Below are 16,981 nucleotides of genomic sequence, written 5' to 3'. Positions count from 1 at the left end.
TCAGGCTCGTTGGTTGCGCACGGCCGGCCGCGGGCGCGCCTTGCCGGCCGACAGGCACACCACCTCGGAGATCTGCAGCAGTTGCCGCGCCAGCGGGCTGGTCTTGCGCCAGACCATGCCGATGGTGCGCGAGGGCTCGGGGTCGCGGAAGCGCGACAGCGAGACCGAGGCCGATCGCGTCTCCACCGACACCGCCATCTCCGGAATCAGGGTGACGCCGATGCCGGCGCTGACCATCTGGACCAGCGTCGACAGCGAGTTCGCATCCAGCATCTCGCGCGGGGGCGCCGACTGCATGTTGCAGAACGACAGCGCCTGATCGCGGAAACAATGGCCCTCTTCGAGCAGCAACAGCCGCATCTCCCGCATCATCTCGCGCGACGGCACCGGCGTGCCCGCATCCGTGCCCGGCCGCACCAGCAGAAATTTTTCCTCGAACAGGGCGACCTCGGTGAGCGAGGGTTCGGAGACCGGCAGCGCGACGATGGCGGTGTCGAGCCGGCCCTCGACCAGTTCCTGGATCAGCCGCGGCGTCATCGTCTCGCGCACGCGGATGTCGAGCTCGGGATGCATGCGGGTGAGATTCTTGGTGATCTTGGGCAAGAGATAAGGCGCGATCGTCGGAATCATGCCGATGCGGAGCCGGCCTGCAAAACGGTCCTGCGAGGCTCGGGCGAAATCGCCGAGCTCATCGACCGAGCGCAGGATGTCACGGACGCGCTGCGCGAGCTCCTCGCCGAACCGGGTCAGCGCAACCTGACGGGCGCTGCGCTCCAGCAGCAGCCCGCCGAGCGCCTCCTCCAACTCCTTGATCTGCATCGACAACGCCGGCTGCGAGATGGAACAGGCTTCCGCGGCGCGGCCGAAATGACCATGACGTGCCAGCGCGTCGAAATACCGCAGCTGTCGCATCGTCACGTTGATCATCAGAAAATCCTATCGCAGCGATCATTAAAGTCAACTTCCCCTGATCGAACGCGGCGCTTAGAGTGCCTCTACCTGGTCAAAGGCGCCGTCGGACGCCACCAGAGGAGGTAATCATGGACGACACTTCAAAGTGCCCGTTTTCGGGCGGAAAACGCGCGCCAGCGAACCGCGACTGGTGGCCAACTCAGCTCAGCATCGAGATGCTGCACAAGAATTCCGGCCTCTCCGATCCCATGGGCAAGGAATTCGACTACGCCAAGGAATTCAAGACGCTCGACTTGAACGCGGTCATCAAGGACCTGACCGCTCTGATGACGGACTCGCAGGAATGGTGGCCGGCCGACTTCGGTCACTACGGCGGCCTCATGATCCGCATGGCCTGGCACAGCGCCGGCACCTACCGCATCACCGACGGCCGCGGCGGCGCCGGCGCCGGTCAGCAGCGTTTCGCCCCGCTCAACAGCTGGCCCGACAACGCCAATCTCGACAAGGCGCGCCGGCTGCTCTGGCCGATCAAGCAGAAATACGGCCGCAAGATTTCGTGGGCCGATTTGATGGTGCTCGCGGGCAACGTCGCACTGGAGTCGATGGGCTTCAAGACGTTCGGTTTTGCCGGTGGGCGCGCCGACGTCTGGGAGCCGGAAGAGCTCTATTGGGGTCCCGAAGGCACCTGGCTCGGCGATGAGCGCTACAGCGGCGAACGCCAGCTCGCCGAGCCGCTCGGCGCGGTGCAGATGGGTCTCATCTACGTCAATCCGGAAGGCCCGAACGGCAAGCCGGATCCGGTCGCCGCGGCCAAGGACATCCGCGAAACCTTCTTCCGCATGGCGATGAATGACGAAGAGACCGTCGCGCTGATCGCGGGCGGCCACTCTTTCGGCAAGACCCATGGTGCCGGTGATCCGTCGCTGGTCGGTCCGGAGCCGGAAGCGGGCGCGCTGGAAGATCAGGGCCTCGGCTGGAAGAGCAAGCACGCATCGGGCGTCGCCGGTGATTCCATCACCAGCGGTCTCGAGGTGACCTGGACCAAGACGCCGACGAAGTGGAGCAACAACTTCTTCGAGAACCTGTTCAACTACGAATGGGAGCTGACGAAGAGCCCGGGCGGCGCAAACCAGTGGACCGCCAAGGGTGCCGACGCGATCATTCCGGACGCGCACGACAAGTCGAAGAAGCATCGGCCGACGATGCTGACCACCGACCTCTCGCTGCGCATGGATCCGGCCTATGAGAAGATCTCGCGCCGCTTCCTGGAAAATCCAGATCAGTTCGCGGACGCCTTCGCCCGCGCCTGGTTCAAGCTCACCCACCGCGACATGGGCCCGGTCGTGCGCTACCTCGGCCCTCTGGTGCCGAAGGAGACGCTGATCTGGCAGGATCCGATTCCTGCCGTGAACCACGAACTGGTCAGCGATCAGGACATCGCTGCACTGAAGGCCAAGATCCTTGCCTCGGGGCTCTCGGTGCCGGAGCTGGTCTCGACCGCGTGGGCGTCGGCCTCGACCTTCCGGGGCTCCGACAAGCGCGGCGGCGCCAACGGTGCGCGCATCCGTCTTGCCCCGCAGAAGGACTGGGAGGTGAACCAGCCGGCCCAGCTCTCGAAGGTGCTCGGCAAGCTCGAAGCGATCCAGAAGGACTTCAACGCGTCGGCTGGCGCGAAGAAGGTCTCGATCGCCGACCTGATCGTGCTCGGCGGCACCGCCGCGGTCGAGAAGGCCGCCAAGGATGCCGGCGTCGACGTCAAGGTCGCGTTCACACCGGGCCGCATGGATGCTTCGCAGGAGCAGACCGATGCCGCTTCGTTTGCGCCGCTGGAGCCGCGGGCCGATGGTTTCCGCAACTATGTCGGCAAGCGACATCAGTTCCTGCAGCAGGAAGAAGCTCTGGTCGATCGCGCGCAGCTTCTGAAGCTGACGGGACCTGAGATGACGGTGCTCGTCGGCGGCCTGCGCGTGCTTGGTGCCAATGCCGGCGGTTCGAAGAACGGCGTCCTGACCTCGAAGGTCGGCACGCTGACCAACGACTTCTTCGTCAATCTGCTCGACATGAGCACGCAGTGGACGCCGGTTGCCGACGGCACCTACGAAGCCCGCGACCGCAAGACCAATGCGGTGAAGTGGACCGGCACGCGCGTCGATCTCATCTTCGGCGCGCACTCGCAGCTCCGCGCCTACGCCGAGGTCTATGCCACGTCCGACTCCAAGGAGCAGTTCGTGAAAGACTTCGCCAAGGCCTGGACCAAGGTGATGAACCTCGACCGGTTCGATCTCGCGGCGTGACGCCAACACACAGCAAGCGACAAATAAAAGGGCGGCCGCGAGGCCGCCCTTCGTGTTTCTGGCAGATAGCGAGATTTACTCGCCGGCCGCTTCGCGCGGGGCCTTCTCGCCGTCGCCGCCCTTGCCTTCGAGGTCTTCGCCGGTGGTCTGGTCGACGACCTTCATCGACAGGCGGGTCTTGCCGCGGTCGTCGAAGCCGAGCAGCTTGACCTTGACCTTGTCGCCTTCCTTGACGACGTCGGAGGTCTTCTGCACGCGCGCCGAGGCGAGCTGGCTGATGTGGACGAGGCCGTCCTTGGAGCCGAAGAAGTTCACGAAGGCGCCGAACTCCATCACCTTGACGACGGTGCCGTCATAGATCTGGCCGACTTCCGGATCGGATGCGATCGACTTGATCCACTTGATCGCGGCCTTCATCGCCTCGCCGTCGGAGGAAGCGACCTTCACGGTGCCGTCGTCCTCGATGTTGACCTTGGCGCCGGTCTTCTCGACGATCTCGCGGATCACCTTGCCGCCGGTGCCGATCACTTCGCGGATCTTGTCGGTAGCGATCTTGAAGGTCTCGATGCGCGGCGCGTATTCGCCGAGCTCGGCGCGGGCGTTGGTGAGCGCCTTCGCCATTTCGCCGAGGATATGGATACGCCCGTCCTTGGCCTGGCCGAGCGCGACCTTCATGATCTCCTCGGTAATGCCTTCGATCTTGATGTCCATCTGGAGCGAGGTGATGCCCGCTTCCGTGCCGGCGACCTTGAAGTCCATGTCGCCGAGATGGTCCTCGTCACCAAGGATGTCCGAGAGAACCGCGAAGCGCTTGTCTTCGAGGATCAGGCCCATCGCGATGCCCGCGGTCGGCCGCTTCAACGGCACGCCGGCGTCCATCAGCGCGAGCGAGGCGCCGCACACCGAAGCCATCGACGAGGAGCCGTTGGACTCGGTGATCTCGGAGACCACGCGGATCGTGTACGGGAACTCGTGATGCGGCGGCAGCACCGGGTGGATCGCGCGCCAGGCAAGCTTGCCGTGGCCGATCTCGCGGCGCTTGGTGCCGCCGAGGCGGCCGGTCTCACCGACCGAGTAGGGAGGGAAGTTGTAGTGCAGCAGGAACGTCTCTTTGTACGTTCCCGACAGCGCGTCGATGTACTGCTCGTCCTCGCCGGTGCCGAGCGTGGTCACGACCAGGCCCTGGGTCTCGCCGCGGGTGAACAGCGCCGAACCGTGGGCGCGGGGCAGCACGCCGACTTCGGCAATGATGTTGCGCACGGTCTTTGAGTCACGGCCGTCGATGCGCTTGCCGGTGTCGAGGATGTTCCAGCGAACGATCTTTGCCTCGAGCTCCTTGAACACGGCGCCGATGCGCAGCTTGTCGTATTTCGGCTCCTGTCCTTCGGGGAAATAGTGGGCAATCACCTTTTCCTTGACCTTGCCGACCGCGGCGTAGCGGTCCTGCTTGACCGGAATGGCATAGGCGGCACGCAGCTCCTGCTCGACGAGGCCGAGCATTTCCTTCTCGAGCGCGGAATTGTCGATGACGGTGACTTCGCGCGGCTCCTTGGCGGCCTTCTCGGCGAGCTCGATGATCGCCTTGATGACCGGCTGGAAGTGGCGGTGACCGAACATCACGGCGCCGAGCATGATGTCTTCGTTCAGCTCCTTGGCTTCCGATTCCACCATCAGCACGGCGTCGGTGGTGCCGGCGACGACCAGGTCGAGCTGGGTGTCGACCATCTCGTCGAGGGTCGGGTTGAGGATGAACTCGTCATTGGCGAAGCCGACGCGGGCAGCGCCGATCGGGCCCTTGAAGGGCGCGCCGGACAGGGTCAGCGCGGCCGAGGAGGCCACCAGCGCGACGATGTCGGGATCGTTCTCCATGTCGTGCGACAGCACGGTGGCGATCACCTGGGTCTCGTTGCGCCAGCCATCGACGAACAGCGGACGGATCGGACGGTCGATCAGGCGGGAGACCAGCGTCTCCTTCTCGGTCGGACGGCCCTCGCGCTTGAAATAGCCGCCGGGAATGCGGCCCGCAGCGTAGGTCTTTTCCTGGTAGTCGACGGTCAGCGGCAGGAAGTCGACGCCTTCACGCGGCGACTTCGCCGCGACGACGGTGGCGAGCACCACGGTCTCGCCATAGGTGGCGAGGACGGCGCCGTCGGCCTGGCGTGCGATCTTGCCGGTTTCGAGCTTGAGAGGGCGTCCGCCCCAGTCGATCTCGACTGAATGCTTATTGAACATAGAGGTCTTCTTTCATGGGTTCTCGAAAGAAGGGACGGCTCGAAAAACAAAAACCATGTGCAAGATTGCAGGACGCTGATCGGAGCGGGCGATCAGCGTCCTGCGATCCTGCCATGGTTTCTGGATGTCGGATGGCGTCCATCCTTTCGGGTCATACGGGCACCTTGCCCGTTGCGCCCAGCTGCCGGATTGCTGCTGGACTGTCAGTCGGCACGCGCGCGAACACCGAACCGCGGTCTTCGCTCATCATGCCCCGATGCGAAGCAGCATTGGCCCGCACCGGACGTATGCGTGAGGCTCGATCAAAAACCTTGAAATAAGCGCTTTCGCTCGAAATCACGCGCAAAAACGCGCGCCGGTGGCGCGCGCGAGAACTCTTAACGACGAATGTTGTGCTTCTCGAGCAGCGCCTTGTAACGCGCCTCGTCCCGCTTCTTGAGGTAGTCGAGGAGCGAACGGCGAGTCGAGACCAGCTTCAAGAGGCCGCGACGCGAATGGTTGTCCTTCACGTGGGTCTTGAAATGGTTGGTCAGGTTGTTGATGCGTTCCGACAGGATCGCGACCTGAACCTCGGGCGAACCGGTGTCGCCGGCTTTGTTGGCATTCGTCTTGATGACTTCCGCTTTACGTTCTGCGGCAATCGACATCGTCAATTTCTCTCGTTGCGACCGGTTGAGGCAGTCAGGCCGGTCAGGTTGAACACACGCTTGGGGATGATTTCGCCATTGCCAACTTCAGCAAGCGCCAAAAGACGGCCTGCCACCGTGACATAGACTGTGCCGCTACCAGTGGGCGCATCCCGTCCGCGCAACAAAACGGCTTGGCCCCGATGGAGCCTTGCCGCATCAGCCCGAGTGACGGCCAGTGCCGGGATGTCGTCCAGCGCGGTCTCAACGGGCATCAGCGCGTCGGCGAGGTTTCCCTCGCCGGACGCGGCTCTATCGCATAAAGCCTCCAGCTGATCCAGCGGAATCATGTCGTTTTCGCCAAATGGGCCGACCAGGGTTCGCCGGAGCGCGCAGATATGGCCGAAAGAGCCGAGAATCCGGCCCATATCGCGGGCAAGCGCACGGACATAGGTGCCCTTGCCGCACTCGGCCTCGAACACGGCCCGACCGTTATCCGGTTGATCTGCAAGAGTTAAATGGTGAATCTCGACCGGGCGGGGCGCCAGTTCCACGACCTCGCCGTCGCGCGCCAGGTCGTAGGCTCGCTCGCCCTGGACCTTGATCGCCGAATAGCGCGGCGGCACCTGCTCGATCACCCCGGTGAAACGGGGCAGCAGGGCTTCGATGGCCTCACGGGTCGGGCGCTGGTCCGAGGTCGCGGTGACCTGGCCCTCGATATCGTCGGTGTCGCGCTCCTCGCCCCAGCACACGGTGAAGCGGTAGCGCTTGCGCCCGTCCATGACGAAGGGAACCGTCTTGGTGGCTTCGCCGAGCGCAATCGGAAGACCGCCCGAGGCGAGCGGGTCGAGCGTGCCGGCGTGGCCGGCGCGCTTGGCGTTGAACAGGCGCTTGAGCACGGCAACGGCCTGCGTCGAGGTCATTCCGATCGGCTTGTCGAGCACGACCCAGCCGTGCACGTCGCGCCGGTCGCGGCGCGACTGATTGCCCTTCTGCTTGCCCGCGCGCGGATCGTTGTTGACGCGACGCACTTCCTGATGCGGCTGAGCATCGGCATTTGCAAAATTATTTTTTTGCAGATCGCGCGTGTCGGCCTCTTCGGTGCCGATCGTGCCGTGTGCCGGGTCCATCATCATTGTTCTTCTTCCCGATCCGAGTCCGGATCCTGTTCCAAATCCTTCTGCACCGCAGGTGTTCGCAAAGCTTCTCGATCCGTTCCGCTTCGTCGAATCGCTCGTCGACGCGGAAGCGAAGATCAGGTGCAAATTTCAGGTTAATGCGCCGCGCGACTTCGCCGCGCAGGAATTTCTTGTTGCGGTCGAGCGCAGCGATGACGAGCTCGGTGTCGCGGCCACCAAGCGGCATCACGTAGATTGTGGCGAGCTTCAGGTCGGGCGACATCCGCACCTCCGGCACGGTGACGATGTGACCTTCGAGGTCCGCATCATGCACACTGCCCTGCGCCAGAATCTCGGCTATCGCGTGGCGAACCTGCTCGCCGACGCGCAGCTGGCGCTGCGAGCCGCCGGGCGCGGAACTTTTCTTCTGATGATGGCGCGGCATCGTCGAAAATCACCTCGTCGTGCCCGCGTTTGGGACACGAGCATTGTCATTTGTCCTGTTGAAACGAATGAGGTGTGGATGGCCGGAAAAATCCGGCCATCTCACTCCCGCAATTTCAGCTCAAAAAGATCCGGGCGCTTCGGTAAGATTTGGACTTACAGGGAGCGCTGGATCGTCTCCACGCGATAACACTCGATCACGTCACCGGCACGCATGTCGTGATAGTTCTCGAAGGCCATGCCGCATTCCTGACCGGACTGAACTTCCTTCACTTCGTCCTTGAAGCGCTTCAGCGTCGACAGCTTGCCTTCATGCACGACGACGTTGTCGCGGATCAGGCGCACATTGGCGCCGCGTTCCACGGTGCCGTCGGTGACGCGGCAGCCGGCGACCTTGCCGACCTTGGAGATGTTGAAGATCTCGAGGATCGAAGCATTGCCCAGCATGGTCTCGCGCAAGGTCGGCGCGAGCAGGCCGCTCATCGCCTTCTTCACGTCGTCCACGAGATCGTAGATGATGTTGTAGTAGCGGATCTCGATGCCGTTGCGCTTGGCGGCCGCAGCCGCCTCCTTGTTCGCACGAACCGAGAAGCCGATGATCGCGGCGTTGAAGCCTTCGGCGAGCGTCACGTCGGATTCCGAGATGCCGCCGACGCCTGCATGCAGGATGCGGGCAGCGACCTCGTCGGTGCCGAGCTTCTCCAGCGAGCCGAGGATCGCTTCCAGCGAGCCCTGCACGTCGGCCTTGATGATCAGCGGGAATTCCTTGCGGCCCGCCGTCTTCAACTGCGACATCATCTGCTCGAGCGAGCCGCGCATGCCGGAGATCGAGGCTGCCGCGTTCTCGCGCTTCTGGTGCGCGCGGTAGCTCGTGACCTGACGGGCGCGGGCTTCGTTCTCGACCACCGCGAGACGATCACCGGCTTCCGGCGGACCGTTGAAGCCGAGCACCTCGACCGGCACGGACGGACCTGCTTCCTGTACCGTCTCGCCCTGGTCCGAGATCAGCGCGCGGACGCGACCCATCTCGGCGCCGGCGACGATGATGTCGCCGACCCGCAGCGTGCCGCGCTGGACCAGCACGGTCGCGACCGGACCACGGCCGCGGTCGAGCTTGGCTTCGATCACGGTGCCTTCGGCCGGACGCTCCGAATTGGTCTTGAGGTCGAGGATGTCGGCCTGGAGCGCGATCATCTCGAGCAGCTTGTCGAGATTGGTCTTGTTCTTGGCGGACACTTCCACGTCGACGACGTCGCCGCCGAACGATTCCACTTGCACTTCGTGCTGGAGCAGCTCGGTGCGCACGCGCTCGGGCTTGGCATCGGGCTTGTCGATCTTGTTGATGGCAACGATGATCGGCACCCGCGCCGCCTTGGCGTGGTTGATGGCTTCGACGGTCTGCGGCATGACGCCGTCATCGGCCGCCACCACCAGCACGACGATGTCGGTGACCTTGGCGCCGCGGGCACGCATCGCGGTGAACGCGGCGTGGCCGGGCGTGTCGATGAAGGTGATCTTCTTGCCGCTCTCGGGCGACAGCACCTGATAGGCGCCGATATGCTGGGTGATGCCGCCGGCTTCGCCGGACACCACGTTGGCATGGCGGAGCGCGTCGAGCAGCGAGGTCTTGCCGTGGTCGACGTGGCCCATCACGGTCACCACGGGCGACCGCGTCTCGGTATCCGTGGAATCGTCGACCTGGTCGAACAGGCCTTCTTCAACGTCGGACGCGGCAACGCGCTTGACGGTATGGCCGAGCTCTTCGGCGATCAGCTGCGCAGTGTCGGCGTCGATCACGTCGGTGATCTTGTGCATCGCGCCCTGCTTCATCAGCATGCGGATGACATCGACCGCGCGCTCGGCCATGCGGTTGGCGAGTTCCTGGATGGTGATCGCTTCGGGAATGATCACCTCGCGGATCAGCTTTTCCTTCGGCTCGTTCGAGACGTGGCCCTTAAGACGCTGGGTGCGGCGGCGGAACGACGCGATCGAACGCTCGCGCACCTCGTCGGCATTGAGCGCGGTGACGACGGTCAGGCGGCCGCGCTCTTTCTGCGGGCCAGGCTTATGGGTGGGTTTGGGCGCGACCACAGGGCGCGCGGCGCCGCCGGGACCGCGACGGATCTGGCGCGGACCGTCATCTTCGTCCGGTCCGGCCGCAACACCGGGCGCACGAGCTGCCGGGATACCCGGTCGCGTCGTCGTCGTTGCCGGGCGAGTGGTCGTCGTCGCTCCCGGTCGCGTCGTGGTCGGCGCAGAGCGCGGAGCGCTGGTCGCCGAGGTAGCCGCTGCGGGACGCGCGGCAGCCGCCTGCTCGCCTTCGCCAAAGCGCTTCTTGGCTTCGGTCTCGGCCTTGCGCTTGGCCTCGTCCTCGTGACGGTGACGCTCTTCCTCGGCCTTGCGGCGGGATTCGGCCGCTTCGCGCTCGGCGCGTTCGGCGGCCTCGCGAACGGTGCGGCGCTGGGCCTCTTCCTCGGCCTGGCGGCGCTCTTCGACTTCGCGAACCTTGGCGTCAGCGAGCGCGCTGGCGCGGGCGGAACGTTCGTCCTCGGTCAGGGTACGCAGCACGACGCCGGAGCCGGCGTTGCGCGGCGGTGCCGGACGCGAAGGAGCGGGCGCCGGCGCGGCGGGCGTCGGCTTTGCAACAACCGTGGGGGCCTGCGGCTCGGGGCTGCCGTCGATGCGGCGCTTGCCGCGCTTCTCGACCACGACCTGCTTGCTGCGGCCATGGCTAAAGCTCTGGCGGACAGTGCCCGTTTCGACGCGCGGCTTGAGCGATAGCGTCTTGCTCGGAACGCTCAGCTTCTTGTCGTCAGGGGTCTTGGTATCAACCATTCAGCAGTCCTAATCCTGATTTATCAGTGTTGTGCGTTGCCGCACCGTCATATCGGTTCGTCGTTATCTTCAGAAATCCTGGCCGGGCTCTTCGGCAATCTTGTCAGCGTCCGCCATCCGGTATCGGACCAGCAACTGGCTACGTGACAGGAATGACTTGCTCGCCGGGCCCGCGAGCAGGGCAGCATGTATCACATTTGACCGGGTAAGTGCCAAATCCAATTCTATCGATTTCAGGGCGGTGACGACCGGAATCTGCCGCTTGCCACCGCGATTTCCGGCATTTTGACGTGCCAGCATGTCCAATTTGCGGATTCCGTCCGCGGCCCCGTCGCTGGCGTGGATCAGGACCTCGACCGTGCCTTCCCGCAGCGCGCTTTCGACCTTGCCGAAACCTGCAACGATCTGGCCCGCCTTGGCGGCAATCCCAAGGGCCTCGGTCACGCTCCGAACCAGGAGCGCATCGATGTCCGCGGGAAGCGTCTGGGGAATGCGCAGGTCGCGCCTGAAGGCTTTGGTAAATTGGTGACGACGGACGGCTTCCGCAACCACCTGTCGCGATGCCGTGAGCCACATGCCCCGTCCGGGCAATTTGCGCTTGAGATCAGGAACTATGTCGTCTTGCGGCGATACGACGAAGCGGATCAGCTCGTCGATCGGCCGGACCTCGCGGCTGACAGCGCACATGCGCATGGTCGCGGACCTTTCGGTCCGCGGTCCATGGTCGAGTTCGTTGTCAGTGCTGGCAAGCATCCGGGCGACATCCTCCTTCGCCCTTAAGCCGGCTGATCTTCGGCCGCGTCAACCTCTTCGGCCGGCTTGGCGAGATCAGCCTCGGTGATCCAGCCGGCCTTGACGCGGGCCTGCATGATCATGGCTTCCGCATCGTCGCGGGAGACGCCGAGGCCGTCGAGCGCGCCGGCGAATTTGGTCTGCTCGCCACCTTCCTTGCGCTCGGTCCAGCCGACCAGATCGTCGGTGGCGCAGCCGGCGAGGTCCTCGACCGACTTGATGTCGTTCTCGCCGAACTTCACCAGCATCTTCGAGGTGACGCCGGGCACGTCCTTCACGGCGTCCTCGACGCCGAGTTCCTTGCGGCGGGCCTCGATCTCGGCTTCCTGCTGATCGAGATATTCGCGAGCGCGGTTCTGGAGTTCCTGCGCGGTTTCCTCGTCGAAACCTTCGATCCCGGCGAGCTCCTTGAGGTCCACCATCGCGAGTTCCTCGACCGAGGTGAAGCCTTCGGACGCGAGCAGCTGGCCGACCACCTCGTCGACATTGAGCGATTCCATGAAGACGCGGGTGGAGTTCTCGAAGTCGGCCTGGCGGCGCTCCGATTCCTCCTGCTCGGTCAGGATGTCGATGTCCCAGCCGGTGAGCTGCGAAGCGAGACGGACGTTCTGACCGCGGCGGCCAATCGCCAGCGAAAGCTGGTTGTTGGTGTCGGGCACCACGACCTCGATGCGCTCGCGGTCCTCGTCGATCACGACCTTGGAGACTTCAGCCGGCGCCAGCGCGTTGACCACGAAGGTCGCGATGTCGGGCGACCAGGGAATGATGTCGATCTTCTCGCCCTGCAGTTCGTTCACCACGGCCTGCACGCGCGAGCCGCGCATACCGACGCAGGCGCCGACCGGATCGACCGAAGAATCGCGGGAAATCACGCCGATTTTCGCGCGCGAGCCCGGATCGCGGGCGACCGCCTTGATCTCGACGATGCCGTCATAGATCTCAGGCACTTCCTGCGCGAACAGCTTTGCCATGAATTGCGGATGGGTGCGGGACAGGAAGATCTGCGGACCGCGGGTCTCGCGGCGGACGTCGAAGATATAGGCGCGGACGCGGTCGCCGTTGCGGAATACCTCGCGCGGCAACATCTCGTCGCGGCGGATGATGGCTTCACCGCGGCCGAGATCGACGATCACGCTGCCATATTCGACGCGCTTGACGACACCGTTGACGATGTCGCCGATGCGGTCCTTGAATTCCTGGTATTGCCGGTCGCGCTCGGCCTCGCGCACCTTCTGCACGATCACCTGCTTGGCCGACTGCGCGGCGATGCGGCCATATTCGAGCGGCGGCAGGGTGTCTGCGATGGTGTCGCCGACCTGGGCGCCGGGGTTGGCGCGCTGCGCGTCGACCAGCGAGATCTGGTTGGAGTGGTTTTCGACCGTGTCGACCACCAGCATATGGCGCGACAGCCGCAGCTCGCCCTTCTTCGGGTCGATCTCGGCGTGAACGTCAGTCTCGCTGCCGTAACGGGCCCGCGCCGCCTTGGCGATGGCATCTTCCATCGCCGCGATGACGATGCCGCGGTCGATCGATTTCTCGCGGGCGACGGCGTCGGCGATCTGGAGCAATTCAAGTCGATTGGCGCTGACTGCCATGGCTAGTCTCCTTCGTCAGGCTCGATCTCGCCCCGCCGCGCGCGTTCGGCGGCAAGGCGATGTTTCTTCGTATTGGTCGGGGCCGGCTTCTTTTTCGGCTTGGTGTTCTTGGTGATCTTCGCACTGATCTCCGCGTGCGGTGCCTGCGGCGGCGCGAGGCCGAGATCGCGGCGCATCTTGCGCTCCTCGGCCTTGCCGCGGCGCATGGATTCCGCGATCAGCTCATCGGTCAGCACCAGCCGGGCCTCGCCGATATCTTCCATGGTCAGGAGCACGTCGGCATTGTCGTTCGGCTTGGCGTCGTCGCGATGCAGGTGCACGCGGTCGCCTTCGACGGCACCGAGGGTGCCACGGAACCGCTTGCGCCCCTCGTGGGCGACCGCCATGTCGATCTTCACCAGATAGCCGGAATAGCGCTCGAAATCGGAACGGCGCACCAACGGACGGTCGATCCCCGGCGAGGAGATCTCCAGCCGATAGGCGCGATCAATGGGGTCGGCAACGTCAAGCACCGGCGACAGGGCCCGCGAGATCGCCTCGCAATCCTCGAGCTGCATCGAGCCGTCCGGGCGCTCGGCCATGATCTGCACCGTGCAGCCGGCTTCGCCGGAAATGCGGATCCGCACCAGGCGGTAACCCATGCCCTCGAGCACCGGAGCTGCGACCGCAGACACCCGCGCCGCCGCGCCCGGCTCGACCACGAGCCTCGGCTCGGCCAGTAACTCGGCCTCGGTGGAACCAGTGTTCGGTTCGGTCATATCAGGGGTCAAGGCGCTCGATAGTCTCGATGGTTAAGGCCTGGTTAAAACGCCAAAGCCCGCTTCGGAACTTTCCCGACACTCCGTCGGGCCGCATCTTCCGCCAAGCCGCGTTCAGGTAATAAAAAAGAGCGGGTCCTTTCGGGCCCACTCTCACTACGCGGATCGTATGAGAAGATGAATTGGCGCTGATATAGCCCTTTCCACTTTCCCGGACAAGGCCCATCGCAGCGGGATGCGGGCTTTTTACGCCTCGGCAGGCACCCCTGAGCAACGCTTCCTTCACGAACCGGGCCTAAATTTCGCGGTTGTGGGGCGGCTTGAGCCTATGGCGCGCCCACGGCGTGCCAGATTCGAGTTGCGTTCCATGACCGTTGCCACGTCGCTCATTCCCGGACTGGACGATATCGTCAAACGCGGTGATCCCCGGCGTCGTGGCGAGATCGCGAGCGCCATCGCGGCGCTGTTCTTTCAGGACGCGTCAAAACTGCGTCCCGAGCTCGTCGATCTCTTCGACAATCTCCTGATCGATCTCGTCCCGCATGCGGAGCTCGCCTCGCGCGTCGATCTCGCCGAGCGCTTCTCGCTGCTTGATAATGCGCCGCCTCATCTGGTCGGGCAGCTCGCGCGTGAAAACGAAATCCTGGTGGCGGGCCCGGTGCTGCGTCGTTCGGCCGTGCTCGGTGATGCCGCGCTCGTCGAAATCGCCCGGCTGAAGGGCCAGAGCCATCTGCTGGCGATGACGGAACGGCCGACCCTGTCGCCTGAGATCACCGACGTGCTGGTCGAGCGCGGCGATCGTGACGTCGTGCGCCGTGCCGCCGGTAATGCCGGTGCGATCTTTTCGCCGGGTGGCTATTCGGAGCTGATCAAGCGCGCGAGCAAGGATGGCGTGTTGACGCTCAAGATCGGCCAGCGCGAAGATCTCTCCGGCGAACGCCTTAAAGAACTCCTGGACGGCACGCTCGATGTCATTCGCCGTCGCCTCTCCAGCGTGGTCAATCCGACGCGCCAGGTCGAGATCAAGCGCGCGATGGCTTCGATCGAGGAAGCCGCGCTGCCGCCCGGGCCGCGGCACGATTTCTCCGCCGCGCAATGCACGGTGCTTGGCCTGCATCGCGGCGGTCATCTCGGCGAAAGCGCGCTGCTTGGCTTTGCCAAGGCGCACAAATACGAGGAATCGGTCGCCACGCTCTCAGCGATGGCCGGCGTCAGGCTGTCGATGCTCGATCGCCTGATTGCGGGCGACCGCTACGATTCGATCCTGATCCTCGGCCGCGTCCTGAATCTCGGCTGGCCGACGGTGCGCGCGCTGGTCCTGATGTGGTATGGGCCGCATCGCATGCCGGCCGACGCCGATCTCGAACAGGCGCGGGTAAATTTCACGCGCCTGATGCCGGCGACGGCCGAGCGCGTCGTGAATTTCTGGCGCAACCGGCGAACGATCTAGCTCCTGCGAAATCGCAAGTAAGCCGCCTTGCGCCCTTCGCGCGCGGCTTTACGTCCATAGCGCGTCATCGTGTAGCCGGCCCAGGGCTGACGAAAATCGTCGGCGCGTTCCGCAAGCCACTGAAACTCCGGCGCGCGGGCAAGATGCGACAGCGTCCAGGCGCAGTAGTCGTCGATATCGCAGACGAAACGGAATTCACCGCCCGCCTTCAGCACGCGTGCCATCGCGGCGATGGTGCGGTCCTGAACGAAGCGCCGCTTCCAGTGCCGTCGCTTCGGCCAGGGGTCCGGGTGGATCAGATCGATCCGCGACAGCGAGGCGTCCGGTAGCCAGGCCAGCAGTTCGGCGGCGTCGCCGGCGAACAGGCGGATGTTGGCGATGTTGGCAGCCTCGATCCGCGCGAGGATCTTTGCCATGCCGTTGACATAGGGCTCGCAGCCGATGAAGCCCGTCGTGGTGAAGGTCTGCGCTTCCGCGGCGAGGTGCTCGCCGCCGCCGAAGCCGATCTCGAGTCGCACATCTTCGGCTGCGGGATCGAAGATCTCGGCGGTGCTCGCCGGCCTCTGCGCCGTGATGTCGAGCGAAAGATGCGGCAGCAGATGGTCGACCAGCTCGACCTGGTGCTGCCTGAGCTTGTGGCCCTTGCGCCGTCCGAAGAAGGCGCGCTCGCTGTCCGCGCGATCGGGATCTGATTTGCGTTCGCTCATCGCAGCGTCTGGTACAGGCGATGGAGCAGCCGCGCGCGCGGCTCGAGCGAGGAGACGAAGAGCTGCTCATAATGGGTGTGTGCGCCCTTGCCGTCGACGCCGAGCCCGTCGAGCGTGCCGGTATGCGGCGCGGTGAAATTGCCGTCGGAGCCGCCGCCGGTATGGGTGTCGATTAGCTCGAAGCCGATCTCTGCGGCCAGCGTCTTGGCGTGCTCGTACAGCGAGGCGCCCGCATTGCCCTTCTCGTAAGGAGGACGGTTGAGCTCGCCGGTGACGGTGACGGTCACGCCGTCGGTCTTCGAGGTCAGTCCGAGAATCCTGCCGACGAACTCCTCCGCATCGTTGATACCAGGCACCCGCAAATCGACTTCCGCGTAGGCCTCTTCCGGCGTGACGTTGGGCCGCGTGCCGCCGCGCACCACGCCGACATTGACGGTGACGCCGCGCTTCGGATCGTTCATTCCTTCCAGCGTCTGGATGACGTTGGCGAGCTCGCGCACGGCGCTGCGGCCGTCTTCGGGCCGCGAGCCGGCGTGTGCGGGCACGCCCTCGATGTAAATCTTGAAGCGCCCGACGCCCTTGCGCCCGGTGACGATCTTGCCGCCGTCGCGCGCAGGCTCCGTCACCAGCACGTATCTGGCCTTGCGCCCTTCGGCCTCAATGAGCCCGCGCGAGGTCGGGCTGCCGATCTCCTCGTCGGAGGTGAACAGGTGGGTGATGCCGAGCGGCGGACGATCGGGGGCGGCGCAAAGCTCGCGAAAGGCGTGATAGGCGATGTAGGCACCGCCCTTCATGTCGTAGATGCCGGGACCGAACGCGCTGTCGCCTTCCACCTTGAAAGGCAGACGTTCGATGAAGCCCATGGGATGAACGGTATCGAGATGGCTGAGCACCAGGATACCGGGCCGATCCTGGCCCCAGGTCGAACGCACCACGAGATGATCGCCGCAGCCATCAACGCCGGCGACGCATTCCAGCGTGACAGGCAGGTCGCGATAATGGTCGGCAACCATCGAGGTCAGCTTGTTGACTTGCTCGGGCACTTCCGTCGGCGTCTCGATCTCCACCCAGCGGCGGATACCAGCGAGAATAGTTTGGGAATCGAACGGATTGGAGTTCGCCATGAAAATATCTGTGCCTTCGAATCGCATCATCTCGGCGGAAGCGCACTGAAGAGCGCCCGCAAATGACGACATAGGCCAGATTTGCCGCAGTCTC

The 16,981-nt window shown here is 64.5% G+C and carries 12 protein-coding genes and 1 pseudogene; 2 read left to right on the top strand and 11 right to left on the bottom strand.

Going from position 1 to position 16,981, the window contains the following annotated elements; translation table 11 throughout:
- Positions 1-927 (bottom strand): LysR substrate-binding domain-containing protein, encoded by a 927-nt coding sequence (locus ACTGJ9_RS05010; protein WP_456676177.1) that lies wholly within the window; start codon positions 925-927, stop codon positions 1-3.
- A 113-nt stretch (positions 928-1,040) separates the two neighbouring features.
- Here ACTGJ9_RS05010 and katG point away from each other — a divergent pair, with 113 nt between their 5' ends.
- Positions 1,041-3,206, top strand: coding sequence for a catalase/peroxidase HPI (katG, locus tag ACTGJ9_RS05005; RefSeq protein WP_456676176.1), 2,166 nt, complete (start codon positions 1,041-1,043; stop codon positions 3,204-3,206).
- A 75-nt stretch (positions 3,207-3,281) separates the two neighbouring features.
- On the opposite strand, the gene pnp is transcribed toward katG, so the two are convergent.
- From pnp to rimP, 8 genes and pseudogenes are all read right to left on the bottom strand, one after another.
- Positions 3,282-5,438 (bottom strand): polyribonucleotide nucleotidyltransferase, encoded by a 2,157-nt coding sequence (gene pnp / locus ACTGJ9_RS05000; protein ID WP_456676175.1) that lies wholly within the window; start codon positions 5,436-5,438, stop codon positions 3,282-3,284.
- Between the two features lie 377 nt (positions 5,439-5,815).
- Entirely contained in the window at positions 5,816-6,085 is a 270-nt protein-coding gene (rpsO, locus tag ACTGJ9_RS04995) for a 30S ribosomal protein S15 (protein WP_008131787.1), read from the bottom strand.
- A 2-nt stretch (positions 6,086-6,087) separates the two neighbouring features.
- Positions 6,088-7,200: a tRNA pseudouridine(55) synthase TruB gene (gene truB, locus ACTGJ9_RS04990; RefSeq protein WP_456676174.1), complete on the bottom strand. Its 1,113-nt coding sequence runs from the start codon at positions 7,198-7,200 to the stop codon at positions 6,088-6,090.
- Positions 7,197-7,627: pseudogene (gene rbfA, locus ACTGJ9_RS04985) on the bottom strand (30S ribosome-binding factor RbfA). The gene truB and the pseudogene rbfA overlap by 4 nt, the downstream one beginning before the upstream one ends.
- A gap of 155 nt (positions 7,628-7,782) precedes the next feature.
- Positions 7,783-10,461 carry a translation initiation factor IF-2 gene (gene infB / locus ACTGJ9_RS04980; protein ID WP_456676173.1) on the bottom strand — a complete coding sequence of 893 codons (2,679 nt, stop codon included), beginning with the start codon at positions 10,459-10,461 and terminating at the stop codon, positions 7,783-7,785.
- 69 nt (positions 10,462-10,530) lie between these two features.
- The gene (locus tag ACTGJ9_RS04975) at positions 10,531-11,214 is read right to left on the bottom strand and encodes an RNA-binding protein (RefSeq protein WP_456676172.1); all 684 of its coding nucleotides are present in this window, start codon (positions 11,212-11,214) and stop codon (positions 10,531-10,533) included.
- A gap of 23 nt (positions 11,215-11,237) precedes the next feature.
- Positions 11,238-12,848 (bottom strand): transcription termination factor NusA, encoded by a 1,611-nt coding sequence (nusA, locus tag ACTGJ9_RS04970; protein ID WP_456676171.1) that lies wholly within the window; start codon positions 12,846-12,848, stop codon positions 11,238-11,240.
- Positions 12,849-12,850: 2 nt separating this feature from the next.
- Entirely contained in the window at positions 12,851-13,606 is a 756-nt protein-coding gene (gene rimP / locus ACTGJ9_RS04965; RefSeq protein ID WP_456676170.1) for a ribosome maturation factor RimP, read from the bottom strand.
- A gap of 367 nt (positions 13,607-13,973) precedes the next feature.
- Between rimP and ACTGJ9_RS04960 the strand changes: the two genes are divergently transcribed.
- Positions 13,974-15,056, top strand: a complete 1,083-nt coding sequence (locus ACTGJ9_RS04960) for a DUF2336 domain-containing protein (RefSeq protein ID WP_456676169.1) — start codon at positions 13,974-13,976, stop codon at positions 15,054-15,056.
- Here ACTGJ9_RS04960 and ACTGJ9_RS04955 read toward each other — a convergent pair.
- Both ACTGJ9_RS04955 and ACTGJ9_RS04950 read right to left on the bottom strand, forming a co-directional pair.
- Positions 15,053-15,763, bottom strand: coding sequence for a tRNA (guanine(46)-N(7))-methyltransferase TrmB (locus ACTGJ9_RS04955; protein ID WP_456676168.1), 711 nt, complete (start codon positions 15,761-15,763; stop codon positions 15,053-15,055). The genes ACTGJ9_RS04960 and ACTGJ9_RS04955 overlap by 4 nt on opposite strands.
- Positions 15,760-16,917 carry a M20 family metallopeptidase gene (locus tag ACTGJ9_RS04950; protein ID WP_456676167.1) on the bottom strand — a complete coding sequence of 386 codons (1,158 nt, stop codon included), beginning with the start codon at positions 16,915-16,917 and terminating at the stop codon, positions 15,760-15,762. Before ACTGJ9_RS04950 ends, ACTGJ9_RS04955 begins: the two co-directional genes overlap by 4 nt.
- Positions 16,918-16,981 lie beyond the last annotated feature (64 nt).

The sequence above is a fragment of the Bradyrhizobium sp. RDM12 genome (assembly GCF_051917485.1).
Classification (GTDB): Bacteria; Pseudomonadota; Alphaproteobacteria; order Rhizobiales; family Xanthobacteraceae; genus Bradyrhizobium.
Note: the sequence above shows the minus strand (reverse complement) of the source record. Positions and strands in the feature narration are given on the sequence as shown.